This window comes from Streptomyces sp. 891-h, assembly GCF_022760275.1.
In the GTDB taxonomy this organism is placed as follows: Bacteria; Actinomycetota; Actinomycetes; order Streptomycetales; family Streptomycetaceae; genus Streptomyces; species Streptomyces spirodelae.
In genome coordinates, this window is the sequence record NZ_CP050693.1 from 3,868,367 (window position 1) to 3,891,900 (window position 23,534).

Annotated in this window: 20 protein-coding genes; 13 read left to right on the forward strand and 7 right to left on the reverse strand. The window is 71.9% G+C overall.

The genetic code is table 11. The annotated features are described in order from the left end of the window. Positions 1-38: 38 nt before the first annotated feature. Genes HC362_RS16860 through cydD form a run of 3 tightly spaced genes read left to right on the forward strand, consistent with a single transcriptional unit; the run spans position 39 to position 6,224 of the window. Positions 39-1,577, forward strand: a complete 1,539-nt coding sequence (locus tag HC362_RS16860; protein WP_243084769.1) for a cytochrome ubiquinol oxidase subunit I — start codon at positions 39-41, stop codon at positions 1,575-1,577. 48 nt (positions 1,578-1,625) lie between these two features. After that, a complete protein-coding gene (cydB, locus tag HC362_RS16865) occupies positions 1,626-2,633 on the forward strand; it encodes a cytochrome d ubiquinol oxidase subunit II (RefSeq protein ID WP_209266111.1) in 1,008 nt (335 codons plus the stop codon). Positions 2,634-2,648: 15 nt separating this feature from the next. Next, positions 2,649-6,224 (forward strand): thiol reductant ABC exporter subunit CydD, encoded by a 3,576-nt coding sequence (cydD, locus tag HC362_RS16870; protein WP_243084770.1) that lies wholly within the window; start codon positions 2,649-2,651, stop codon positions 6,222-6,224. Positions 6,225-6,228: 4 nt separating this feature from the next. Here the strand turns inward: cydD and HC362_RS16875 are convergent, their stop codons facing one another. Together HC362_RS16875 and HC362_RS16880 are read right to left on the reverse strand one after the other, a co-directional pair. Continuing rightward, positions 6,229-6,612 (reverse strand): VOC family protein, encoded by a 384-nt coding sequence (locus HC362_RS16875; protein WP_243084771.1) that lies wholly within the window; start codon positions 6,610-6,612, stop codon positions 6,229-6,231. Between the two features lie 8 nt (positions 6,613-6,620). Next, complete coding sequence (locus HC362_RS16880; protein WP_243088643.1) at positions 6,621-7,487, reverse strand: EamA family transporter; 867 nt, start codon at positions 7,485-7,487, stop codon at positions 6,621-6,623. 203 nt (positions 7,488-7,690) lie between these two features. On the opposite strand from HC362_RS16880, the gene HC362_RS16885 reads away from it, so the two are divergent. Next, positions 7,691-8,581: a LysR family transcriptional regulator gene (locus HC362_RS16885; protein ID WP_243084772.1), complete on the forward strand. Its 891-nt coding sequence runs from the start codon at positions 7,691-7,693 to the stop codon at positions 8,579-8,581. Here the strand turns inward: HC362_RS16885 and HC362_RS16890 are convergent. Continuing rightward, positions 8,562-9,419, reverse strand: a complete 858-nt coding sequence (locus tag HC362_RS16890) for a Cof-type HAD-IIB family hydrolase (protein ID WP_243088644.1) — start codon at positions 9,417-9,419, stop codon at positions 8,562-8,564. The genes HC362_RS16885 and HC362_RS16890 overlap by 20 nt on opposite strands. 355 nt (positions 9,420-9,774) lie before the next feature. Between HC362_RS16890 and htpX the strand changes: the two genes are divergently transcribed. From htpX to HC362_RS16925, 7 genes are all read left to right on the forward strand, one after another. Then, on the forward strand, positions 9,775-10,680 hold the full coding sequence (htpX, locus tag HC362_RS16895; protein WP_243084773.1) for a zinc metalloprotease HtpX: 906 nt from the start codon (positions 9,775-9,777) through the stop codon (positions 10,678-10,680). Positions 10,681-10,760: 80 nt separating this feature from the next. After that, on the forward strand, positions 10,761-11,348 hold the full coding sequence (locus tag HC362_RS16900; RefSeq protein WP_243084774.1) for a hypothetical protein: 588 nt from the start codon (positions 10,761-10,763) through the stop codon (positions 11,346-11,348). Positions 11,349-11,534: 186 nt separating this feature from the next. Beyond that, the gene (locus HC362_RS16905; protein ID WP_243084775.1) at positions 11,535-12,161 is read left to right on the forward strand and encodes a hypothetical protein; all 627 of its coding nucleotides are present in this window, start codon (positions 11,535-11,537) and stop codon (positions 12,159-12,161) included. A gap of 148 nt (positions 12,162-12,309) precedes the next feature. Continuing rightward, a complete protein-coding gene (arsC, locus tag HC362_RS16910) occupies positions 12,310-12,663 on the forward strand; it encodes an arsenate reductase (glutaredoxin) (protein WP_209266121.1) in 354 nt (117 codons plus the stop codon). 209 nt (positions 12,664-12,872) lie between these two features. Then, positions 12,873-14,240 (forward strand): radical SAM protein, encoded by a 1,368-nt coding sequence (locus HC362_RS16915; protein ID WP_243084776.1) that lies wholly within the window; start codon positions 12,873-12,875, stop codon positions 14,238-14,240. Further along, positions 14,233-15,255, forward strand: a complete 1,023-nt coding sequence (locus tag HC362_RS16920; protein WP_243084777.1) for a hypothetical protein — start codon at positions 14,233-14,235, stop codon at positions 15,253-15,255. Before HC362_RS16915 ends, HC362_RS16920 begins: the two co-directional genes overlap by 8 nt. A 4-nt stretch (positions 15,256-15,259) precedes the next feature. Further along, positions 15,260-16,273 carry an amidohydrolase family protein gene (locus HC362_RS16925; RefSeq protein WP_279240112.1) on the forward strand — a complete coding sequence of 338 codons (1,014 nt, stop codon included), beginning with the start codon at positions 15,260-15,262 and terminating at the stop codon, positions 16,271-16,273. A 52-nt stretch (positions 16,274-16,325) separates the two neighbouring features. Here HC362_RS16925 and HC362_RS16930 read toward each other — a convergent pair whose 3' ends face one another. Then, positions 16,326-16,832, reverse strand: a complete 507-nt coding sequence (locus HC362_RS16930; RefSeq protein WP_243084778.1) for a hypothetical protein — start codon at positions 16,830-16,832, stop codon at positions 16,326-16,328. A 251-nt stretch (positions 16,833-17,083) separates the two neighbouring features. Between HC362_RS16930 and HC362_RS16935 the strand changes: the two genes are divergently transcribed. Further along, positions 17,084-18,985 carry an FtsX-like permease family protein gene (locus HC362_RS16935; protein WP_243084779.1) on the forward strand — a complete coding sequence of 634 codons (1,902 nt, stop codon included), beginning with the start codon at positions 17,084-17,086 and terminating at the stop codon, positions 18,983-18,985. A gap of 73 nt (positions 18,986-19,058) precedes the next feature. Next, entirely contained in the window at positions 19,059-19,952 is an 894-nt protein-coding gene (locus HC362_RS16940; RefSeq protein ID WP_243084780.1) for an LLM class flavin-dependent oxidoreductase, read from the forward strand. 32 nt (positions 19,953-19,984) lie between these two features. Here the strand turns inward: HC362_RS16940 and HC362_RS16945 are convergent, their stop codons facing one another. The 3 genes from HC362_RS16945 to HC362_RS16955 all read right to left on the reverse strand — a co-directional run bounded on the left by HC362_RS16945 (position 19,985) and on the right by HC362_RS16955 (position 23,352). Further along, positions 19,985-21,037 carry a MerR family transcriptional regulator gene (locus tag HC362_RS16945; protein ID WP_243084781.1) on the reverse strand — a complete coding sequence of 351 codons (1,053 nt, stop codon included), beginning with the start codon at positions 21,035-21,037 and terminating at the stop codon, positions 19,985-19,987. 69 nt (positions 21,038-21,106) lie between these two features. Beyond that, on the reverse strand, positions 21,107-22,927 hold the full coding sequence (locus tag HC362_RS16950) for an SDR family oxidoreductase (protein WP_243084782.1): 1,821 nt from the start codon (positions 22,925-22,927) through the stop codon (positions 21,107-21,109). Further along, the gene (locus HC362_RS16955) at positions 22,924-23,352 is read right to left on the reverse strand and encodes a M24 family metallopeptidase (RefSeq protein WP_243084783.1); all 429 of its coding nucleotides are present in this window, start codon (positions 23,350-23,352) and stop codon (positions 22,924-22,926) included. Before HC362_RS16955 ends, HC362_RS16950 begins: the two co-directional genes overlap by 4 nt. Positions 23,353-23,534: the final 182 nt, after the last annotated feature.

The window sequence follows — 23,534 nt, forward strand, 5'->3', positions numbered from 1 at the left end:
CACGAAGTCTCGCGCTGGTGTGTGAAGGAGTAAGCGACGTGACGGATCTTGCGTTGGCGCCGGAGACACTGGCGCGCTGGCAGTTCGGCATCACGACCGTCTACCACTTCCTCTTCGTCCCCCTCACGATCTCGCTGGCCACCCTGACCGCCGTGCTCCAGACGGCGTGGGTGCGCACCAACAAGGAGAAGTACCTCAAGGCGACCCGCTTCTGGGGCAAGCTCTTCCTGATCAACATCGCCATGGGCGTGGTCACCGGCATCGTGCAGGAGTTCCAGTTCGGGATGAACTGGTCGGCCTACTCCCGCTTCGTCGGCGACATATTCGGCGCACCGCTCGCCTTCGAGGCGCTGATCGCCTTCTTCATGGAGTCGACGTTCATCGGGCTGTGGATCTTCGGCCGCGACAAGCTGCCGAAGAAGCTGCACCTGGCGACGATCTGGCTGGTCGCCCTCGGCACCATCGCCTCCGCGTACTTCATCCTGGCCGCGAACTCCTGGATGCAGCACCCGGTCGGCTACCGCCTCAACGAGGAGACGGGCCGCGCCGAGATGACCGATTTCTTCGGCATCCTGTTCCAGAACACCGCGCTGGCGCAGTTCTTCCACACCATGACAGCGGCCTTCCTCACCGGCGCCGCGTTCATGGTCGGCATCTCCGCCTACCACCTGCTGCGCAAGAAGCACATCGCCGTGATGCGCAGCTCGCTGCGGCTCGGGCTGGTCACCCTGGTGGCCGCCGGACTGCTCACCGCCGTCAGCGGCGACCGGCTCGGCAAGATCATGTACGAGCAGCAGCCGATGAAGATGGCCTCGGCCGAGGCGCTGTGGGAGACCCAGGCCCCCGCCCCCTTCTCCGTCTTCGCCTACGGAGACGTCGAGAAGGGCCACAACAAGGTGGCCATCGAGATCCCCGGCCTGCTCTCCTTCCTCGCGCACGACAACTTCCACGAGGCCGTCCCCGGCATCAACGACACCAACGCGCAGCTGAAGGAGAAGTTCAAGGACAGCACGGGCCTGGACGACTACCGGCCCAACATCCCCGTCGCCTACTGGTCCTTCCGCTGGATGATCGGCTTCGGGATGGCCTCGCTCGCGCTCGGCACCGCCGGCCTCTACCTCACCCGGCGCAGGTTCTGGCTGGCCGAACGGCTGCGCACCGACGAGGACGAGGTGCCCCGGCTGGCCCTCACCAGGAACCGCGAGCTGAACCCCCGGCTGGGCACCTGGTACTGGCGGCTGTCCGTGCTCACCCTCGGCTTCCCGCTGATCGCCAACGCCTGGGGCTGGATCTTCACCGAGACCGGCCGTCAGCCCTGGGTGGTCTACGGCGTGCTGCCCACCTCCGCCGCCGTCTCGCCCAGCGTCTCGCAGGGCGAGGTCCTCACCTCGCTGATCGCCTTCACCTCGCTCTACGCGCTGCTCGCGGTGATCGAGGTGAAGCTCCTGGTCAAGTACGTCAAGGCCGGCCCGCCCGAGCTGACCGAGGCCGATCTCAACCCGCCCACCCGGATCGGCGGCGACCCCACGGGCACCGACGCCGAAGCCGAAGACCGGCCGATGGCCTTCTCGTACTGACCCGTGCCGACCCGAGCTGAACGCACTGACAGACAGGGGCGCTGAGCAATGCAACTTCATGACGTCTGGTTCGTCGTCATCGCCGTCCTGTGGATCGGCTACTTCTTCCTGGAGGGCTTCGACTTCGGCGTCGGCATCCTCACCAAGCTGCTCGCCCGCGACCGGGCCGAGCGGCGGGTGCTGATCAACACCATCGGGCCCGTCTGGGACGGCAACGAGGTGTGGCTGCTCAGCGCGGGCGGCGCCACCTTCGCCGCGTTCCCCGAGTGGTACGCCACCCTCTTCTCCGGCTTCTACCTGCCGCTGCTGGTCATCTTGCTGTGCCTGATCGTGCGCGGCGTCGCCTTCGAGTACCGCGCCAAGCGCCAGGAGGAGCACTGGCAGCGCAACTGGGAGCACGCGATCTTCTTCACGTCGCTGCTCACCGCGTTCCTGTGGGGCGTGGCCTTCGCCAACATCGTGCGCGGCGTGCGGATCGACGCGGACATGGAGTACGTCGGCAACCTGACCGATCTGCTCAACCCGTACGCGCTGCTGGGCGGGCTGGTCACGCTGGGTCTGTTCACCTTCCACGGGGCCGTCTTCACCGCGCTCAAGACCGTCGGCGACATCCGCACCCGGGCGCGGCGGCTGGCGACGAGGACCGGTGCGGGCGCGGCCGTGCTCGCGCTGGGCTTCCTGCTGTGGACACAGGCCGACCGGGGCGACGGCGCCTCGCTGGTGGCGGTCGTGGTGGCCGCCGTGGCACTCGCCGCAGCGCTCGGCACCAACCTCGCGGGCCGCGAGGGCTGGTCGTTCACCTTCTCCGGACTGGCGATCGTGGCGGCCGTGGCGATGCTCTTCCTCTCCCTCTTCCCCGACGTCATGCCCTCGACGCTGAACGAGGAGTGGAGCCTGACCGTCACCAACGCGGCCTCCACCCCCTACACGCTGAAGATCATGACCTGGTGCGCTGCCGTCGCCACCCCCGTCGTCCTGCTCTACCAGGGCTGGACGTACTGGGTGTTCCGCAAGCGCATCGGCACCCAGCACCTCGCCCCCTCGGGCGGGCACTGAGTCCGGGGCGGTCCGATGAAACCTGTCGACCCGCGGCTCGCGCGGTACGCCCGTGCCACCCGCGTCTTCCTCGTCGCCGCGGTGGCCCTCGGGCTGGCCGGAGCCGGACTCGTCGTCGCCCAGGCCGTGCTGCTCACGGACGTGGTCGTCGGCGCCTACCGGCACGGCCGGTTCGAGCAGGGCGCGCTGCTCCTGCTCGCCGCCGTCTCCGTCGCCAGGGGCCTGGTCTCCTGGCTGACCGAACTGGCCGCACACCGCTCGGGCGCCGCCGTCAAGTCCCAGCTGCGGCGGCGGCTGCTGGAGCGGGCCACCGCGCTGGGCCCCGGCTTCCTCACCACCCAGCGCACCGGCGAGCTGACCACCCTCGCCACCCGGGGCGTCGACGCGCTCGACGACTACTTCGCCCGCTATCTGCCCCAGCTCGGCCTCGCCGTCGTGGTGCCCGTCGCCGTACTGGCCCGTATCGTCACCGCCGACTGGGTATCGGCAGCCATCATCGTCGTCACCCTGCCGCTGATCCCGGTGTTCATGGCGCTCATCGGCTGGGCCACCCAGTCCCGGATGGACCGGCAGTGGAAGCTGCTGGCCCGGCTGTCCGGCCACTTCCTCGACGTCGTCGCCGGACTGCCGACGCTCAAGGTCTTCGGCCGCGCCAAGGCACAGGCCGACAACATCCGCGCCATCACCGCCGACTACCGCCGCGCCACCCTGCGCACCCTGCGGCTGGCCTTCCTCTCGTCGTTCGCGCTGGAGCTGCTGGCCACCATCTCCGTGGCCATCGTCGCGGTCAGCATCGGAACCCGCCTGGTGCACGGAGAGCTGGACCTGCACACCGGGCTGATGGTGCTGATCCTCGCCCCCGAGGCCTATCTGCCGCTGCGCCAGGTGGGCACCCACTACCACGCCGCCGCCGAAGGGCTGGCCGCCGCCGAGTCCGTCTTCGACGTGCTGGAGCGGCCCCTCCCGGCGCACGGCTCGGCCCGGGTGGACGCACGGGACGCCACCGTGACGCTCAACGGCGCCGCCGTCCGGCACCCGGGACGGTCCGGCTACTCCCTGCGGCCGACGGATCTGACCCTGCGCCCCGGTGAGACGGTCGCCCTCACCGGACCCTCCGGCGGCGGCAAGTCCACGCTGCTGTCCGTCCTGCTGGGCTTCACCCCGGTGACGGAGGGGCGGGTCCTGGTGGGAGGGGCCCCGCTCGACGCGCTGGACCTCGCCGCCTGGCACCAGCAGATCGCCTGGGTGCCCCAGCACCCGTACCTCTTCGCGGGGACGATCGCGGAAAACGTCCGCCTGGCACGGGCCGACGCCGATGAGGCAGCCGTCGCACGGGCGCTCGCCGACGCCGGGGCGCCGGATCTCGACCCGGCGCAGGAACTGGGGGAGTCAGGCGCCGGTCTCTCCGCGGGACAGCGCCGCCGCGTCGCCCTGGCCCGCGCCTTCCTCGCCGACCGCCCCCTGGTGCTGCTGGACGAGCCGACGGCCGCGCTGGACGGAGCGACGGAGGCCGCCGTGCTGGCCGCCGTCCGGCGGCTGACGAGGGGTAAGACGGTCATTCTGGTGACCCACAGGCCCGCGCTGCTGGGAGCGGCGGACCGGGTGGTGGAGCTGACCCAGGTACCGGGGACGCCGACTGTCTCAGCAGCCTTGGGGCAATCTGCCGCCAGGGGCGGCAGTGGGGGTCCCCCCGGCCGGAGGCCGGGGGAGGGCCAAGGCGGCCCGCAGACGCCTACCGGCCCGCACCCCTCACCGCCCGGGGGCGCCGGCCCCGCACGGAGCCCCCTCACCCGCGTACGGGACACCGCAAACGGCCTGGGCCGCAAATTCGCGCTCGCCCTCGCCCTGGGCACCCTCGCGCTGGCCGGCGCAGTGGGTCTGATGGCAACCTCCGGCTGGCTGATATCACGCGCCGCCCAACAGCCCCCGATCCTCTACCTCATGGTCGCGGTCACCGCGACCCGCGCGTTCGGCATCGGACGCGCCGTCTTCCGCTACGCGGAGCGCCTCGTCTCGCACGACGCGGCCCTCCGCGTCCTCGCGCAACTCCGCGTCACCGTCTACCGGCGCTTGGAGCGCCTGGCCCCGGCGGGTCTGAAGGACAAGGCCCGCGGCGATCTGCTCACCCGCCTGGTCGCCGATGTGGACGCGCTCCAGGACTACTTCCTGCGCTGGCTGCTCCCGGTGACCGTCGCCGGAACGGTCGGCGTGGCGGCGGTGGCCTTCACCGCCTGGCTGCTGCCCGCCGCCGGCGCGGCCCTCGCGGTCGGCCTGGCGGTTGCCGGCATCGCGGTGCCCGCGCTCACGGCGGCGCTCTCCCGCCGTACGGAGCGCCGACTGGCCCCCGCGCGGGCCCGGCTGGCGGTCCGTACGGTGGACCTGCTCACCGGCACCGCGTCCGGGGAGCTCCCGGTCACCGGCGCGCTCGCGGCCCGCCGCGCCGAGGCGACGGCGGCGGACACGGAGCTGACCAGGATCGCGGCGCGCTCCGCTTCCCGTACCGCGCTGGCGTCCGGGCTGAGCACCCTGGCGGCCGGTCTGACGGTGACGGCAGCGGCGTGGGCGGGCGCGCGCGCCACCACGGACGGCGCACTCGACGGTCTCCTGCTGGCCACGGTCGTCCTCACCCCACTGGCCACATTCGAGGTGGTGACGCCGCTACCGCAGGCCGTGCAGTTCCGGCAGCGGGTGCGGCGCTCGGCCGAGCGGGTGTACGAGGTGCTGGACGCGCCCGCGCCGGTCGAGGAGCCGGAGCACCCCGATCCGCTCCCCGCCGACCCGTTCCCCCTCCGCGTCCGCGAACTGACCGTCCGCTATCCGGACGCCCCGGCCGCGGCGCCCCCCGCCCTCGCCGGCTTCGATCTGGATCTGACGCCGGGCCGCCGGGTCGCCGTCGTGGGCGCCTCTGGCTCCGGCAAGACGACCCTCGCGGGCGCACTGCTCCGCTTCGTGGATCCGGTGGCGGGCACCTACACCTTCGGTGCGGCCCCCGCCGTCTCCGCGTTCGACGCGGCGCCCGACACCGTACGGCGGCAGGTCGGCCTCTGCGCCCAGGACGCCCACCTGTTCGACAGCTCGCTGCGGGAGAACCTGCGGCTGGCCAGGCCGTCCGCGACCGAGCCCCAACTGCGCACGGCGCTCGCCGCCGCCCGCCTGGACGACTGGGTGGCCACACTCCCGGACGGCCTGGACACCATGGTCGGCGAGCACGGCGCCCAGCTCTCCGGCGGCCAGCGGCAACGCCTCGCGCTGGCCCGCGCCCTCCTCGCGGACTTCCCCGTCCTCGTCCTGGACGAGCCAGCGGAACACCTGGACCTGCCGACGGCGGACGCGCTGACCGCCGACCTGCTGGCCGCCACCGAGGGCCGTACGACGGTACTGATCACCCACCGCCTCCAGGGCCTCGAAGCCGTGGACGACATCATCCTCCTGGACGCCGGCCGCGTCGTCGAACGCGGCACGTACGCCCAACTGACCGATGCCGACGGCCCCTTCGCCGCCATGCTCGCCCGCGAACGCGAGGCAGGGGCTTCAGCGCGGGCAGCGGGGGCCGTGGGCGCAGCGGGTGCCTCGCCGCTGCCCGTCGGCTGAGGCGCTACCCGGCGGCCGGGCCCCTCTCCGCCGCGCTGCGCTCGACGCAGAACTCGTTGCCCTCCGGGTCGGCGAGCGTCACCCACCCCCTGCCGTCCGCCGTCCGGTGATCGGCGACGAGGGTGGCGCCCAGCGCCAGCACCCGTTCCACTTCCTCGTCCCGGGTGCGGTCCTGCGGCTGGAGGTCCAGATGCACCCGGTTCTTGACGCTCTTGGCCTCGGGGACGTGGATGAACAGCAGCGCCGAGCCCGGGGCCTCGACCAGGGCCTCCGGATCACCCGGGTAATCGTCGTCGGAGAGGGCCCCGTCCAGTACGGCCGCCCAGAACTGGCCGAGGCGGTAGGGGTCGTGGCAGTCGAACGTGAGGTGGCGCACAGCGGAAGACATGCAGAGGACTATCGTCCACGGTGCCGTGTCGGTCCACCGTGTTTCTCCACCGTCCGCGGGCGGTGTCCGCGGGGGTGGGCCTCGGTGCTCACGGCGACGGTGTTGGCGGCGACGATGACGAGGACGGCCAGCCAGGAGACGGCCGGGAGGTGCTGGTCGAGTGCGAGCAGCCCGATCAGCGCCGCAGCCACCGGGTTCACGCTCATGAAGACCCCGAAGAACTGCGCGGGGACGCGGCGCAGCGCCAGCAGATCGGACAGGAACGGCACGGCGGAGGACAGCACCCCGGCGGCCAGGGCGCAGCCCGCGGCGGTGAGGGTGGGCCGGTGGTGCAGCAGTACGGCGACACCGATCGGCAGGTACAGCGCCCCGGAGACCAGCGCGGCGGCCGCCGAGCCCTGCGCGCCGGGCAGCCGCTCGCCCACCGTGCGGTTGAGCAGGATGTAGCAGCCCCAGCAGACCGCAGCGAGCAGCGCGAGGGCGATGCCGAGGTAGTCGGTGCTCGGTTCGGGCCGTACCAGGACGACGACCGCCGCGGCAGCCGCCACCGCGCACCCCAGGTGCAGACGGCGCCGCGACCCGGCCAGCGCCACGGTCAGCGGGCCCAGGAACTCCAGCGTCACCGCGAGGCCGAGCCCGATCCGGTCGATCGCCGAGTACAGCGACAGGTTCATGGCCGCGAACACCACGGCCAGCCCGAGCACCGGCCGCCACTGCGCCGCGGTGAACGACCTCAGCCGTGGGCGGCCCGCGGCGAGCAGCAGTACGGCGGCCACCCACTGGCGTACCGCGACGACCCCCACCGGGCCGATCGCCGGGAAGGCGACCGAGGCGATGGCCGCGCCCGACTGGTTGGACACGCTGCTGGCCAGCATCAACCCCAGGCCCGACCACCGGCTCCGGCGGGCGGGTGCGGGTGCGGGTGCGGGTGAGTGTGCGAGTGCGGGTGAGGGTGCGGGAGCGCGGCCGGCGCCGGCGCGCGCGGGCGAGGGTGCGGGGGACGGTGCCATGTCCGCACTGTCCACCGCACCGGTGCATACGCAAAATGCATGCGCGGCGCGATCGATACGCTGTGCGTATGGATAGCCAACCGGAGCTGGAGCTGCGCCAGCTGCGCTGCCTGGTGGCGATCGTCGACACCGGCGGCTTCACCGACGCGGCGTTCGAACTCGGCGTCTCCCAGGCGTCCGTCAGCCGCACACTACGGTCGCTGGAGCAACTGCTCGGCGTACGCCTGCTGTACCGCACCAGCCGGACCGTCTCCCCCACCACCGCTGGTGTGGAGGTCCTGGTCCGCGCCCGGCAGCTCCTCGCGGAGGCCGACAACCTCGTCCGCGCGGCCACCACCGGTCACACCCGGCTCCGCCTCGGCCACGCCTGGGCCTCGCTGGGCCGCCACACCACCGAGTTCCAGCGCCGCTGGGCGGAGCGGCACCCCGAGGTGGAGCTGCACCTGATCCGCCACAACAGCCCCACCGGCGGCCTGGCCGAGGGTGCGTGCGACCTGGCCATCGTCCGTACCCCGTTCGACCGGCAGCGCTACGCCCACGCACTCCTCGGCCACGAGCGCCGCTATGTCGCCCTGGCCTCCGACGACCCCTGGGCCAGGCGCCGCAGCGTCCGCCTCGACGAGGTGCGGGAGCGGACCGTCGTGGTGGACCGGCGCACCGGCACCACCACCCTCGACCTGTGGCCCGCGGAGCTCCGGCCCGCCACCGAGTACATCCGCGACGTCGACGACTGGCTCGCCGCCATCGCCGGCGGCCGCTGCGTGGGCATCACGCCCGAGGCCACCACCAACCAGTACCGCCGCGTCGGCATCACCTACCGCCCCCTGCGCGACGCCGCCCCCGTCCCCGTCCACCTCATCTGGCAGCCCCACGACCCCCACCCCGCCACCCACGCGGCGGCCGCCCTGCTGACCGACCTCTACGGAGGGAGTCAGGCCGTCACAGGAAGCTCTCGATGATGGTGGCCACGCCGTCGTCCTCGTTGGAGGCCGTGGTGTGGGTGGTGCTGAGGAGCACTTCGGGGTGGGCGTTGGCCATGGCGTAGGAGGTGCCTGCCCAGGTCAGCATGGCCAGGTCGTTGGGCATGTCGCCGAAGGCGACGACCTCGTCCGGGGCGATGCCGCGCTCCTCGCAGGCGAGGGCGAGGGTGCTGGCCTTGCTGACGCCGCGGCCCGAGATCTCCAGCAGGGCGCTGGGGCTGGAGCGGGTGAACTCCGCGTGGGAGCCGGCGGCCTTGCGGCCGAGGGTGAGGAACGCGTCGGGGTCTTCCGTCGGGTGGTGCGCGAGGAGCTTGACGACGGGCTCGGCGTGGTGGCCCTCGGGGCCGTCGGCCAGCAGTTCCTCCACTGGCGCGTACGAGGCGCCGGGGTCCTGCGGAAACGAGGGGTAGCCGGGCTCGTAGTGGATGCCCCCGGTGCGTTCGACGGCGAAGCTGACACCGGGTGCCGCGGCGCGCAGGGCCCGGGCGACGGCGAGCGCGTCCGGCCGTGCCAGCTCCCGGACGCGGATGACCCGGCGGCCGGCGTGCAGGTCGACGACGGCGGCACCGTTGGCGCAGATGGCGAGGCCGTGACCGTGTACGTGCTCACTGACGACGTCCATCCAGCGGGCGGGGCGGCCGGTGACGAAGAAGACGTCGATCCCCGCGGCCTCCGCGGCTGCGAGGGCCGCGATGGTGCGGTCGGAGACCGTCTTGTCGTTCCGCAGCAGGGTGCCGTCCAGATCGGTGGCGATCAGGCGGGGCGCGGTGCGCCTGCCGGGGGAGGGGCGGCTGCTCAGGGAGGGGCGGCCGCCCAGGGACGGGCGGCTGCTCAGGGACGGGGAGGCCAGGTCTGCGGACGTGCGAGTCGGGTGAGTCACGTGCACTATCTTCCCGCATATGCCTGAACATGCGTGCGAAGCTCCGCACATATGAGAGAGAGATGAGAGCGCACCTCGAGGTGAGGGGGCACGAGAGCGCACGAGAGGGGCGCGGGAGGGGCGCGGGAGAGGCGCGGGCCTGGGCCCGAAGAGGGCTGATAGCGGGCAGAGCGCTCTTATCGTCCTCTCACCCGCCAAACAGGCACAATCGAAGAGAGCGCCCCATAAGTGCCACAGCGCTTCCGGCGTCCCCAGCGCCACAGCTTCCGCGCCCCGGGAAGGAGCGGCCGTCATGGCTCGTCACTCGCGCTACGTCGCAGACCGTGGGCTGACCACACGGATGGTCACCACCATGTTCCTGATCGGCCTGCTCTACGTCGTCCTCGTCGGCGTCCTGGTGGCGTTGCTCGGTAACGCCTGGCCCATCGTGCTGGTGATCGCGGGCGGGCTGTTCATCGCCCAGTTCTGGTTCAGCGACAAGATCGCCGCCTTCAGCATGGGCGCCCACGAGGTCACCCCGCAGCAGGCACCGGAGCTGCACGGCGCGGTCGACCGGCTGTGCGCCCTCGCCGATATGCCCAAGCCGCGAGTGGCCATCGCCGACAGCGATGTGCCCAACGCGTTCGCCACGGGCCGTAACCAGAAGAACGCGCTCGTGTGCGCGACCACCGGGCTGATGCGCCGCCTGGAGCGGGAGGAACTCGAAGGGGTGCTCTCGCACGAGCTGTCGCACGTCGCGCACCGTGACGTCGCCGTCATGACGATCGCCTCGTTCCTCGGCGTACTGGCGGGGATCATGACCCGGGTTGCCCTGTGGGGCGGCATCAGCCGCAGCGCGGGCCGCGACAACAACGGCGTGGGGCTGCTCCTGCTGCTGATCCCGCTGGTCAGCGCGGTGGTGTACATACTCAGCTTCCTGCTGACCCGGCTGCTGTCCCGCTACCGCGAGCTGTCGGCCGACCGCGCCGGCGCCCTGCTGACCGGCCGCCCCTCCTCCCTCGCCTCGGCCCTCACGAAGATCAGCGGCGATATGGCCCGCATCCCCACCAGGGACCTGCGCAAGGCAGAGCCGTACAACGCCTTCTTCTTCGTGCCCGCCTTCTCGGGCGAGAGCCTCGCCTCGCTGTTCTCCTCGCACCCGAAGCTGGAGAAGCGGCTGGAGCAGCTCAGCCGGATATCAGCGCAGCTCGGCCAGTGACCGTGACCGTGACTGGGACCGTGGTCGTGGTTGTGACCGCCGACCCGCACAACCGAGTTTGAAGTGAAGGGAGACGGCCCGTGGGCTTTCTGGACGTGCTCCTCGGCCGCAGCAAGCCCAAGCGGCCCGATCTCGACCAGCTCTTCGCGCTGCCCGCCGCCGCGCTGACCCTCCAGGCGGGCACCGCGTTCACACCGACCGGTGTCGGTGCGGTCTGCTTCGCCACCGTCGAGGGCGGCGCCTTCACCCGGCTCCGGCAGGACGTACGGGAGCTGCTGGACGCGGACACCGCGCGAGGCGGCATCCCCGTCGAGTTCGAGCAGGACTCCTACGGCTATACGTGGCTCACGGCCCGCCATCCGGCCGACGACATGGCGGCGCTCGTCAACGACCTGCACGCCGTCAACACACTGCTGGCCGAGGGCGGGTTCGGGCCGCAGCTGCTCTGCTCGCTGGTCTCCTTCCGGCAGGAAGGCTCGGGCTCCTCGCTGGCGCTGATCTACCTCTACAAGCGCGGCACGTTCTACCCCTTCGCCCCGCTGCCCCGCGGCGGCGAGAAGCGGGACAACGGCCTGGAGCTCCAAGTGCGCGGCCTGTTGGCCAACGACCTCCCCGTCGAGGAGGACCTCAGCCGCTGGTTCCCCGTCTGGGGCGCGCCGGGCCTGTGAGCCGGTGAGCCCGGTGTCCGGGCGCTCCGGGCCCGGGAACCCGGTCGGCAACCCCGGTTGGCAACCCCTGCCGATGAAGGCCGGATTCCGCTCTGGCAGGATCAGCCGCCAAAGCAGTGGTCCGGCAGGCTGGGCGAGTTGCCCGGGCCGGACGCGGGGAGCTTCAACGGGGAGAGTGAGGAAGACATGCGTACGTGGACCCGTGCTGTTCCGGCGGTGGCCGGAGCTGTCGTGGTGGCGCTGGCACTGACCGGCTGCAACGACAGTGGCTCCGGGAAGAAGAACCGCGGCTCCGGCTCGCACTCGTCCGAGTCCGGATCGGACTCCGGGTCGGACTCCAAGGGCGGCAAGAAGTCCTTCGCTCTGGGCGAGGCCAGCCCGGTGCAGACCAGCGACCAGCAGAAGTCCAAGGGCGCCAAGTACACGGTCACCCCCACGAAGGTGCAGACCGGTACAAAGGCCGACATGGACAACTCCGGCCTCAAGAAGGACAAGGACGACGGCCCGCAGGTCCCGGTGTACGTCTGGTCGACGCTCACCCACAAGAGCGGCAAGGCCATGGAGCTCGGCGACATGGACGACGACCTGATCGTCAAGACGGACAAGGGCAAGCGCACCAGGGCACTGATCGTGCTCATGGGCGCGGCCAAGTGGCCCAACTGCCCCGCGCCCGACACCAGCAAGCAGCTGAACCCGGGCGACTCGGAGAAGATCTGCACCGCCTTCCTCATCCCGGAGGGCCAGAAGGCCGCAGCCGTCGAACTGAGCCAGGGCTTCTACAAGGACCCGCTGGAGTGGCCGGTCAAGAACTGACCAGCCCTACCTCCCCGCGCCCCGTGAGGGGCGCGGGGAATCGCCCCCCCGAGACCCCGGCCATGCCGACGCAGGCCGTCGACGTACGGGACCTCGCCGCCTGGCTGACGACCGGCTGAAGGCGGGCGCCGCCGCTTAGCATGAGCGCATGGCGAAGACGGCGACGATCTACCACAACACCCGCTGCGGTACGTCCAGGAAGGTCCTGGGGCTCCTGGAGGACGCGGACTACGACATCGAGATCGTGGAGTACCTCAAGACCCCGCCGGACGCGGCCACTCTGCGGCAGCTGATCACGGACGCGGGGATCGGCGTCCGGGACGCCGTCCGTACGAAGGAGGCCGTGTACCAGGAACTGGGCCTCGACCGGCCGGATGTGACCGACGACGAGCTGATCGCGGCGATGACCGAGCACCCGGTGCTGATCCAGCGCCCTTTCGTGGTGACGGAGAAGGGCACCCGGCTGGCCCGCCCGGTGGAGCTCGCCGAAGAGGTGGTGTGACCCCGTGACTTCCCGGCCCCTCACCGACCGTTCCGGTGAAGGGTCGCATACTCCTGACATCTGACAGGTGTGGCGGGGGCGCAGCGTAACGGAACATGTCAGTCCCGTTGTGGGCACTCCCCGACTTCGGGATGATGCGCTGCGCCGTGATCCGATGCTTGGGCGTAAAGGCGTGAAGCAGGCTCGACATCGAGTGACTGGAGTGATTCTTGAACGGAACTCCGGACGTCTTCGCCATTCCTCTGGAAGACGAGGCATACCTGGTCTACGCGCCGCTGCACGGTGTCGCCTTCGCCGCGACGAAGGGTCTGGTGGCGGCGCTTCCCGGCGTACTGGCGGGTGCGGGCGGGAGCGAGGGTGGGGAAGACAGCGTGGCCGCGTTCGCGCGTGAGGCCGGGCTGCTGCGGACACCTCCCTCACCTGTCACACGTCGGAAGGGCGACCCGGCGCCGACCGAGGTCACGCTCTTCCTGACGACGGCCTGCAATCTGCGCTGCACCTACTGCTACGCCTCCGCCGGTGACGCGCCCGCCACCTATATGTCCATGGAAGTCGCCAAACAGGGCATCGACTTCGTCATCGACAACGCCAAGCGGCTGCGGGCGCCCTACGTGGGGGTGAACTACCACGGCGGCGGCGAGCCCAGCGTCCACTGGAACCTCATGACCGAGTCGCTCGCCTACGCCCACGAACGGGCCGACGGCCTCGATGTCATCGCGGCTTCCGCGGGCAACGGCGTGTTCACCGACCGGCAGATCGACTGGATGATCGCCAACCTCAACGGCGGGATGAGCCTGTCGTTCGACGGACTGCCCGAGGCGCACGACAAGCACCGGCCGACGGTACGGGGCACGGGGTCGAGCGACCGCGTCATGCACACGATGCGACGCTTCACGGACGCGGACTACCCCTACGCGGTGCGGCTGACCGTCACCGCCGAGCAGATACCGCTGCTGCCCGACTCCATCGAGTTCATCCTCTCCCGGTTCACACCGCAGCGCGTACAGGTGGAGCCCGCCTACCAACTCGGACGGCACGAGGGGAAACCCGACGCCGAGACGGAGGACTTCATCGCCGCGTACCGCGAAGCGCAGGCGCGCGCCGCACGGTTCGGCCACGAACTCGTCTACAGCGCGGCCCGGGTCGGCACCCTCACCAACCACTTCTGCGGGATCACCCAGGACAACTTCTGCCTCACCCCCTCGGGGAACGTCTCTGCCTGCTTCGAGGCGTTCTCCGAGGACAACGAGTTCGCGGACGTCTTCTTCTACGGCTCGTCGGGGCCGAACGGCTACACGTTCGACATGGACGCGCTCGGCCGGCTGCGCGAACTGGGCGTCGAGCAGCGCGCCTTCTGCGACGGCTGCTTCGCCAAGTGGAACTGCGCGGGCGACTGCTACCACAAGTCCCTCTCCGCGAACGGGCGCGGCGAGTTCGTCGGCTCCCAGCGCTGCCACATCACCAGGGAGCTGGTGAAGGACCAGCTCCTCACCCGCATCGCCGGATCGGGGGGCCTCCTGTGGCGCGACGGCCACGACGGCGAGCCCTGCACCCTGCACGGAGGCCGGAATGAATGACGTGATGCTGCCCTGGCCGGAGCCGAGGCGTCCCCGCAAGGACGGTGAGGGGAGAGGGGACGGTGAGCGGAAACGGGCGGCCCCGTCTGCTCCGCACTACGAGATCCAGCGGGTGAACGCCGACGGCTCGACCGGCCCCGTCGAGGTGCTGCCCATCACCAAGCCGCCGTGGGCAGCGGAGTCCGGTCGGCGCGGCTTCCTCGGCGCCGGCCTCGCGTCGTCGGTCGCGGCGGCACTGCTGCTCAGCGGGTGCAGTGACGACGGTTCGAACTCCCCGTCGTCGCCCTCGCCAAGCGGTTCGAACCCCTACTCCCCCTCTCCGACCGAGTCGGACTCCCCGACCCCGTGGAGCGACCCGCCGACGGACCCGCCGTCCTACGACCCCACTCCGACGGACACCCCGACCTACAGCACCGGCGGCAGCACGACGACCGGCGGCACGACCTACGGGGGAACGTCGAGCGGCAGCACGTCCAGCGGGAGCACGACGACCGGCGGTACCACCTACGGAGGCACGACAAGCGGAAGCAGCGGCAGCGGGGGCACCATCTGCACCTGCAACAAGGTCTGCACCTGCATTCCGGTCTGCCAGGCGCACGAACTGCTCAACGCCGACCCCGTCGTCCGGCGGATGGCCGAGACCGTGCTGGTCGCCATGGGCCTGCGCGAACTCGCCTACCTGCGGTGGGCGGCAGACGAGGCGGCCCCTCCCCTCCGTACCCGGATCGAAGAACTCACCGGGGAACTGCGCGCCGGCCGCCGCCTGGACCCCGACGAGCTGGACGACCCCGGCTGCGAGCCCTACCTCACCTCCCGCAACCCGGTGATCGCCCTCATGGCCGCGCAAGTGCTCACCCTGCGGGCGCTGCTGCGGGGGACGAGGCTGGCCGGCGTCACCGCCGACCGCGCGGCACGGGCGCTGACCACCGGCCACGCCCTCCACCTGCGGCGGGCCCCCGCCTGGAGCACACCGCGCAGCGGGGCGACGGAGGGGCGGCCCGCCTGCGCACGCTGAGGGCATGGGGGTCATGGGGCCACACACCGAGGGCGGGCAGGACATGGGAGCCGGGACGGAAACGGGCGCGGGTACGAGTACGGAGTCGGATACGAGTAGGGACTCGGACACGGATACGAGTACGGAGTCGGCCCGGGACTCGGACGAGTACGCGCGGGTGGCCGCGTTCCGGGCACGCATAGGTGTCCCCGCCCTCGTCGACGTCCACACGCACTTCATGCCCGACCGGCTGCTGGCCAAGGTGTGGGCGTACTTCGACGCGGCCGGGCCGCTGGTCGGGCGGGAGTGGCCGATCACCTACCGTGCCGACGAGCAGCGCCGCCTGGAAGTGCTGCGGAGCTTCGGCGTACGCGCGTTCACCGCGATGCTCTACCCGCACAAGGCGGGCATGGCCCGCTCCCTCAACGACTGGGCGGCCGACTTCGCCGCCCGTACGCCCGACTGCCTGCACACCGCCACGTTCTACGCCGAGCCGAGCGCCGCCGACGACGTACGCCGCGCACTCGAACAGGGCGCCCGCGTCTTCAAATGCCACGTCCAGGTCGGCGGCTTCGACCCGCGCGACCCGCAGCTGGACGAGGTGTGGGGCCTGCTCGCCGAGGCGCGCGTACCGGTCGTCACCCACTGCGGCTCCGGCCCGGTGCCCGGCGCGTACACCGGGCCCGGCCCGATCGGCGCCGTACTCGACCGGCACCCCGGGCTGCGGCTGGTCGTCGCCCACCTGGGCCTGCCGGAGCACACCGACTTCCTCGCGCTGGCCGAACGCCATACCCAGGTCATGCTGGACACGACGATGGCCTTCACCCCCTTCATGGAGGAGATCGCACCCTTCCCCCGCGAAGCCCTGCCCCGGCTGGCCGACCTCGGCGACCGCGTACTGCTGGGCACCGACTTCCCCAACATCCCGTACAGCTACGCCGATGCGCTGGAGTCGATGGAGACGCGGACGGGCCTGGGACCGGAGTGGCTGCGCGCCGTCTGCCACGACAACGCGGCCCGGCTCTTCGGCCTGGGATGAGCCGGTGCGGGGACCCGGATCGGTGTGAGCCGGATCCGGGGTCCCGCCTTCGTCAGGACGCCAGGGAGTTCAGCCAGGGTGAGAGGCCGTAGGCCACGGGGACGACCTCCTTGTACGACAGGTCGTCGTCCAACGTCACCACCAGTCGGCAGAACGGCGGATACCAGGTGCGCCGCAGATGGGCGCGCTTGTCGAAGACGGCCTCCAGGAAGGCCGGTGTCGCCTCGCGCGGCAGATCGTGGAAGGTCACCCCGTCGAGCGTGATGTGCGCGTCGCCCTCCTCGAAGAGCTGAACGGTGATCCGGGGTGTGAACGGCGCCCCGTCGGGCCCCCGGGTCGCGGGGATCTCCAGCAGCGCCTCGTGCGGAAGCGAGCCGTCCTCGTCCGTGACGGCGAAGGCCCCGGCCGCCGTCCGCCGCGACGACTCGTCCGCGCCGATGGCGTGCTCCACCGACACTGGCAGCCCCCGCCGCTCCGCCAGCGCGGTCAGTACGGAGACGGCCGACTCGGTGCTGTGGATCTGCGGCGGCAGCCGATGCGGATGACGAAACCGGTCCATACCACCGAGCATGCCCGCTCCCCGGCGCTCCCGCGAAGCGAGCCCCCTGCCCCATGCGGCGCGGGCCAGGCAGGGCGCGCCGACGCGCACCGAGGGTGAGCGACAGCTCACCGGTAGTGACTCTGCGCGGTGCTCTCAGGGGCGGCCCCGGGTCCTCTCAGGGTGATCACCGATGGGCAACGGCGGGCGGCACACGGAGAGTTGCCCTTGTCCGGTGTGCCTCCCGAAGGCCGTCTCCCGAAAGGCTGTACATGCGCCGCCTCTTCGTCTCCGAAGTGCGTACCTACCCCGGCAGGGTGGCCGCCACGGCGCTGGCATGTGCGGCGACCGCGGCCGGGGTGGGAGCGTGCCTCCTGCTGTTCATCGGGGTCGGCCTGCCCGATTACGCGGAGAACTCCGTGGCGGCCCGGACCGCACAGGACACCCGCAACCTGCTGTCGCTGCTGCTGTCCATGCTTCTGATGTGCGCGGTCGTGGTCATCGGCTCGACCGTATCGCTCTGGACCAGGCAGCGCCTCGACCAGTTCGCCGTACTGCGTGCGCTCGGAGTCACCGCGGGTCGGCTGCGCGGCATGGTCGCTCTCGACGTGGCCGCTCTCGCCGTCGTCTCGGCCGCGCTGGGCGCGGCCGCCGGCATGGTCCCGCTGGCGCACGCCGGGAGAGCGCTGCTGGTCCGACGCCAGTTGTTCCCCGCGGCTGCTCCCCTTCCCTCACTCGGCACATCCTGCTGGGCAGCGGCCGCCGTGTGCGTCGGCCTGGGCGCTGTCGGTGTGCTGGCGGCCACGGCGAGCGTGCTGGCCGCCGGTCGGGTCAGCCCGGGGGCGCTGCTCAAGGACGGGGAGCTGACCATGGAGTCGTCCCGCGGCCGGGCACGGCTGGTGACGGGCGCCATCATGGCCGTGGCCCTGTGCGGGCCCCTGGTTTGCGTCATGGCGTTCATGGAACTGCCCGCGACGGTGCGGGCCGCTGTGGCGCCCGGCCTGGCGCTGGTGGTGCTGCCGACTCTCGCGGTGCTGGCCCCATGGCTGGTACCGCCGCTGGTCGGCCCGGTCTGCTTGGTGCTGCGGCTCGTCGACCGGCGGCTGGGACGTATCGCGGCGGCAGGCTTGCGGGCCACTCCCGCCCGTACGACGGCGATGGCGGTGCCCGTGCTGCTGGCGGTCGGCATCACCGTCTCGCTGCTCGGCGCAGGTGCCACGGTAGGACGTGCGGTCGAACGGCAGAACGAGAAGGGGCTGCGTGCCGACGGAGTGCTCACCGCCGAACCGGGCAGCCGCCTGCCTGCCACGCCTCGCCCGATCCCCGGAGGCACAGCCACCCCGCTGCTGGCGACCGAGGTCACCACCCCTCCGGCCATCTACGGCGGCGGACCCGCCACGACCGACGCCTGGGGCGTCGATGGGCCCGCGCTGGTCAGGGTCCTGGACCTCGGCGTGCGCGAAGGACGGCTCTCGGCCCTGCGCGACGGCACCTTCGCGGCGGGTGCCATGCAGGCGGACAGCCACCGCTGGCGCGTCGGCCAGCGGGTACGGCTCACGCTGGCCGACGGATCGCACCGGTCGCTCACCCTGGTCGCCGTCTACCAACGCGACCTGGCCTTCCCCCAGCTGGTGATCCCCCGCTCGACCGCTCTGCGTCACACCCCGGCTCCGTACGCCGACCGCATCCTGCTCACCGGCCCGCCCCGGTCCTGGCCGCGAGAGCCGGGTCGGCAGATCGCCTCCCGCGCCGCATACCTGGCCGACTCCGCACCCCGTGACCCGGCCGACGACCTCGCCGCCCGGCTGATCGTGGCCGTCGTCGCCGGTTACGCTCTGCTGTCGGCCGCCAACACCTGCTCGCTCGCCCAGCGCGACCGCCGCAGCAGGCGAGCACACCTGCGGGCGCTGGGTCTGGGCCGCTTCCAGCTGCTGCGCTGCGTCCTGTACGAGGCGGTGGGCGCGACGGCGATCGGCGTGGCCCTTGCGGCCGCCAGCGCCGTGGTCTGCCTGATTCCGCTCTCCCTCGCCCTCGGCGCCGGCCCGATACCGGGCCTCGATATGCCCTGGACCCTCGGCGTACTCGCCGGGGCCGCCCTGGCGGTCGCCGTGCCGACGACGATGACCGCTCGCCCCTTGTCCGGCATCCACACCCAGTTCGCGAGGTGTCGGTGAGGGAGGGACGATGAGGTATCGCGGTAGCCCTCGCCCGGTCGGGGTCCGCCGACTGGGCGCTTAAGCTCGGGGTATGCGTTTGAGCACCGTGATCCTTCCTGTCCGCCGCTGGTCCGAGGGTGGGCGGGAGATGTGGCGCCGGGCCGAGGAGCTGGGCTTCCACACCGCGTACACCTATGACCACCTCTCGTGGCGGGTGCCGTTCCGCGACGGTCCCTGGTTCGGTGCCGTACCCACCCTCACCGCCGCCGCTGCCGCCACCTCCCGGCTGCGGCTCGGCACCATGGTCACCTCCCCCAACTTCCGCCACCCCGTTCCGCTCGCCAAGGAGCTGATCACCCTCGACGACATCAGCGGTGGCCGCGTCACCCTGGGGATCGGCGCCGGCGGGTCCGGCTTCGACGCGACCGCCCTGGGGCAGCACCCGTGGACCCGCCGGGAGCGCGCCGACCGCTTCGCCGAGTTCGTCCCGCTGCTCGACCGGCTCCTCACCGAGGACGAGGTGACGGCCGAGGGCACCTACTACGCCGCCCACGAGGCGCGCGGCCTCCCCGGCTGTGTGCAGCGGCCCCGGCTGCCGTTCACCGTCGCCGCGACCGGTCCGCGCGGGCTGCGGCTGGCCGCCCGCCACGGGCAGTCGTGGCTGACGACCGGCGACCCGGCCGCCAACGAGACCGGCACCCCCGCCGACTCGCTGGCCGCGCTCGCCCGCCAGACCGAGGCCCTGGAGAAGGCCTGCGCCGAGGCCGGCCGCGACCCGCACTCCCTCGGCCGCACGCTGCTGACCGGCTTCACCCCCGACCGCCTGCTGGAGTCCCTGGACGCCTTCGTCGACTTCGCCGGCCGCCTCGCCACCCTCGGCTTCGACGAGCTCGTCCTCCACTGGCCCCTCCCCGGCACCCGCTTCGAGGCGGACCAGTCGGTCTTCGAGCGCATCGCCACGGAGGCACCCGCCCAGCTCGGGTAGCCGCGGTGTGCGGCTCGGGTCTGCGGCTCGCCTCACCCCCCTCGCGCCGTCATCCGGTCCATCGTCCGTGCCCGCACCTCCCGTTCCGCCGCCGCCGCGATGAAGCCCGGCACATGGGCCTCGCCCACCAACTCGCGTACCGACTCGACCGTTTCAACGGGCAACCGCACCTGCTCGCTCCGGTCCGCGCGGCCAGCAGCGGTGCCGTCGGGAGCCGTGCCGTCGGGAGCAGTGCCGCCTGGAGCGGTGCCGTCCGCAGCTGTGCCGTCCGGAGCAGTGCCGCTTGGAGCTGCTGCCGCCGAGCGCAAGTGGTCGCGCAGGGAGCGGGCCGCCAACTTCTGCATGGCTCTCGCCAGTTCGGCCTCCACGGTCTGCTTCGCCAGCGGGCGGAGCCTGCGCACCAGGTCGGCTGCCTCGGAGGCGTCACCGTCGGAGAGGTGGGTGCCCAGGTAGCGGACGAAGACGTGCTCGTTGGTGAAGTCCAGGAAGCGGGCCGCTATGTGCTCCACCTGGCCGCGCAGTTCCCGCAGTTGCTCGGTGATGGCCGGAAGCGGCACCCCCGCCCTGTGCAGCTCCACGGCCACCGACAGCTCCTGCGGGCTGGGCACCAGGAATTCGTCCTCCCTTCCCGGCAGCGGCTCCAGCACCCCCAGGGCCACCGCCTCGGAGACGGCCGCCGCGTCGTGCGCGCCGCCGAACAGCTCATCCAGCTCGGCCCGCGAGACCCGGCCCGACTCCTCGTCCGTCCACGGCCCGTCGACCTCCGCGACCAGGCCCAGCACTCCGCCCAGGCCCCGGCCCTCGTCCCAGGCCTGGAGCAGCTCCTTTATCGACGCCAGGGTGTAGCCGCGCTCCAGCAGGTCGGCGATCTGCCGCAGCCGCGCCAGATGCGAGTCGTCGTACACATTGGCCCGCCCCCGCCGCTCCGGCTTCGGCAGCAGACCCTTGTCCTGGTACGCGCGGATGGTGCGTACCGTCGCCCCGCTGCGGTGCGCGAGGTCTTCGATGCGGTACTCCGGAGCGCGGTGCCCGGACTCGGACGTCGAGGCCCGCGCCGGGTCCTGGGTCCGGGTTGAGGTTGGCATGGTCGTGGTCTCCTTCGACACGGCTGCGTTCGACACGGCTGCGTTCGACACGGCTGCGTTCGACACGGGCTACAGGGGCGGACGGAGGCGGGCGATTCCGCGCAGGGCTCGAGGGGCGAGACGGGACAGCAGCCGGGCTCCCCGGGCCTCGGGCGTCACCGGCACCACGGCCTGGTTGCGCACGACGGCCCGCAGGACGGCCTCCGCCACCTTCTCCGGCGGATAGTTGCGTATCCCGTAGAGCCGGGACGTGCGGCGCCTGATCCGCTCCTGCTCCGCCTCGTCCGCCCCGGCGAACCGTGCCGTACCGGTGATGTTGGTGTTGACGAAGCCGGGGCAGACCGCGGTCACACCGATGCCCCGGCCCGCCAGCTCGGCACGCAGGCACTCGCTGAGCATCAGCACTGCTGCCTTGGAGGTGCTGTACGCGGGCAGGGCGCGGGAGGGCTGATAGGCGGCGGCCGAAGCGGTGTTGACGATGTGTCCGCCCTGACCGCGCTCGGCCATCTGCCGGCCGAAGAGACGGCAGCCGTGGATGACCCCCCACAGATTGACGTCCAGCGTCCTGCGCCACTCCTCGGTGGTGGTCTCCAGGAAGGAGCCCGCCATGCCGATGCCCGCGTTGTTGACCAGCACATCCACCGTGCCGTATTCGGTGGCCACCTTCTCGGCCAGCTTCTCCATCGCCTGCTCGTCCGCGACGTCCACCGTCTCCGCCCACGCCTGGGGAGCACCCACCAGGCGCGCCAGCTCCGCGGTACGGGCGGCGCTCTGCGGGTCCCGGTCCACCGCGATCACCCGGGCCCCCGCCTCGGCGAACGAGAAGGCCGTCGCCCTGCCGATACCGCTGCCCGCGCCGGTCACCAGCACCAGCTGGCCCGCGAACCGGTCCGCGTACTTGCCGGTGGCCACGGGTTCCCTGGCGGGCATCCCCGGCTCGCTGCCGTCGACGAACTCGGTGATCCAGTCCGCGAGCCGGTCCGGCCTGGTACGTGGCACCCAGTGCTTGGCCGGGAGGGTGCGCCGGGTGAGGCGGGGTGCCCACTGCTCCAGCTCGTCGTAGAGCCGCTCGCTCAGGAACGCGTCCTGGGTGGGTGTGATGAGCTGGACCGGGACATGGGCACAGCAGTCGGTACGGGGCCGGCGCAGTCTGGCGCGGACGTTGTCCCGGTAGAGCCACGCCCCGTGCGCCGCGTCATCGGGGAGGGACGAGGTGGGGTAGCCGCCACCCGGCGCCTTCTCGATCAGCTCCAGCAGCCGTGGCCAGCGCTTGCCCAGCGGCCCGCGCCACGCCAGCTCGGGCAGCACCGGGGTGTGCAGCGCGTACACGTACCAGGACTTGGCGCCCTGGCCGAGCAGTTGCGCGACCCGGCGCGGGGTGGGCCGGGACATCCGCTTTTTGATCCAGTGGCCGAAGTGGTCGAGCGAGGGCCCGGAGATCGAGGTGAAGGAGGCGATCCTGCCCTCCGTACGGCGCACCGTGGCGAACTCCCAGCCCTGTACGGAACCCCAGTCGTGCCCGACCAGGTGCACCGGTTCGGTGGGGCTGACCGCGTCCACGACCGCCAGGAAGTCGTCGGTGAGCTTCTCCAGGGTGAAGCCGCCGCGCAGCGGCTTGGGCGCCGAGGACCTGCCGCAGCCCCGCACGTCGTACAGCACCACGTGGAAGCGGTCCTCGAGGCGGCGCGCCACCTCGGACCAGACCTCCTTGCTGTCCGGGTAGCCGTGCAGCAGCACGACCGTCGGCCGGGCGGTATCGCCCAGCTCGGCGACGCACAGCTCGATCCCTCCGCTTGCCACCCGGCGCTCCCGCGCCCCGTCCGGCAGGCCGGGCTCCGCCGGCCGCCCACCCGGGGCGGCGCCGTTCGCGCCGTTCGCCTTTCCGCTCATACCGCCTGTGCCTCCTCCTGCCGGCGCCGCACTCCCCCACGCTCGAATGCGCTCGCGCGGGGGGACCTCCATGGCAGATCGTCGTCCAGCCAGAACGCGCTCTCCTGAGGATCCCCGGAGCCGGTGACGACCAGGACCTCCTCGAACTTCGCGCCCGTGCCGCGGAATCCGAGATGCGGCTCCACCGCCCACAGCCCCGGCTGCGGCGCCGCCGTGCGGTCCCCGAACCAGGCGAAGGGCAGGTGGAACCAGTCCCGCACGCCGCGCTCGCGCAGCCACTCGCGCTGCATCCGGGCGGCCTCCCGCTCGGTCACCCCCGGCTTCAGCCGGGCGGCGACCGACTCGGCGCAGGCGTAGGCCAGTTGCTGGACCTCCCTGAACCCTCGCAGGTCAGTGGAGGAGTATCCGATCTTCGCCGCGCGCATCCCGGCCTCCGTCCGTAGGTGATCGCCGGTCCTCCGGCGCTGAGTCGCCAAGCCGCTCCGGTGCGTGAGCAACTTGACATCGACGAATGTGACATCGACCCGTGGCGGGGTCAAGGGCCCCGCAGAGCCTGTGGAAAACTCCGGATCACGGCCGAACCCCCCCTTCCCCTACGGGGCGCTAC

Bases quoted from the DNA above. Each gene is read 5' to 3' on its own strand.
- HC362_RS16950 (WP_243084782.1), bottom strand. From the start codon at position 22,927: ATGAGCGGAAAGGCGAACGGCGCGAACGGCGCCGCCCCGGGTGGGCGG.
- HC362_RS16940 (WP_243084780.1), top strand. From the start codon at position 19,059: ATGCGTTTGAGCACCGTGATCCTTCCTGTCCGCCGCTGGTCCGAGGGT.
- HC362_RS16945 (WP_243084781.1), bottom strand. From the start codon at position 21,037: ATGCCAACCTCAACCCGGACCCAGGACCCGGCGCGGGCCTCGACGTCC.
- HC362_RS16875 (WP_243084771.1), bottom strand. From the start codon at position 6,612: ATGTCTTCCGCTGTGCGCCACCTCACGTTCGACTGCCACGACCCCTAC.
- cydD (WP_243084770.1), top strand. From the start codon at position 2,649: ATGAAACCTGTCGACCCGCGGCTCGCGCGGTACGCCCGTGCCACCCGC.
- arsC (WP_209266121.1), top strand. From the start codon at position 12,310: ATGGCGAAGACGGCGACGATCTACCACAACACCCGCTGCGGTACGTCC.
- cydB (WP_209266111.1), top strand. From the start codon at position 1,626: ATGCAACTTCATGACGTCTGGTTCGTCGTCATCGCCGTCCTGTGGATC.
- htpX (WP_243084773.1), top strand. From the start codon at position 9,775: ATGGCTCGTCACTCGCGCTACGTCGCAGACCGTGGGCTGACCACACGG.
- HC362_RS16880 (WP_243088643.1), bottom strand. From the start codon at position 7,487: ATGCTGGCCAGCAGCGTGTCCAACCAGTCGGGCGCGGCCATCGCCTCG.
- HC362_RS16935 (WP_243084779.1), top strand. From the start codon at position 17,084: ATGCGCCGCCTCTTCGTCTCCGAAGTGCGTACCTACCCCGGCAGGGTG.
- HC362_RS16905 (WP_243084775.1), top strand. From the start codon at position 11,535: ATGCGTACGTGGACCCGTGCTGTTCCGGCGGTGGCCGGAGCTGTCGTG.
- HC362_RS16925 (WP_279240112.1), top strand. From the start codon at position 15,260: ATGGGGGTCATGGGGCCACACACCGAGGGCGGGCAGGACATGGGAGCC.
- HC362_RS16920 (WP_243084777.1), top strand. From the start codon at position 14,233: ATGAATGACGTGATGCTGCCCTGGCCGGAGCCGAGGCGTCCCCGCAAG.
- HC362_RS16885 (WP_243084772.1), top strand. From the start codon at position 7,691: ATGGATAGCCAACCGGAGCTGGAGCTGCGCCAGCTGCGCTGCCTGGTG.
- HC362_RS16930 (WP_243084778.1), bottom strand. From the start codon at position 16,832: ATGGACCGGTTTCGTCATCCGCATCGGCTGCCGCCGCAGATCCACAGC.
- HC362_RS16955 (WP_243084783.1), bottom strand. From the start codon at position 23,352: ATGCGCGCGGCGAAGATCGGATACTCCTCCACTGACCTGCGAGGGTTC.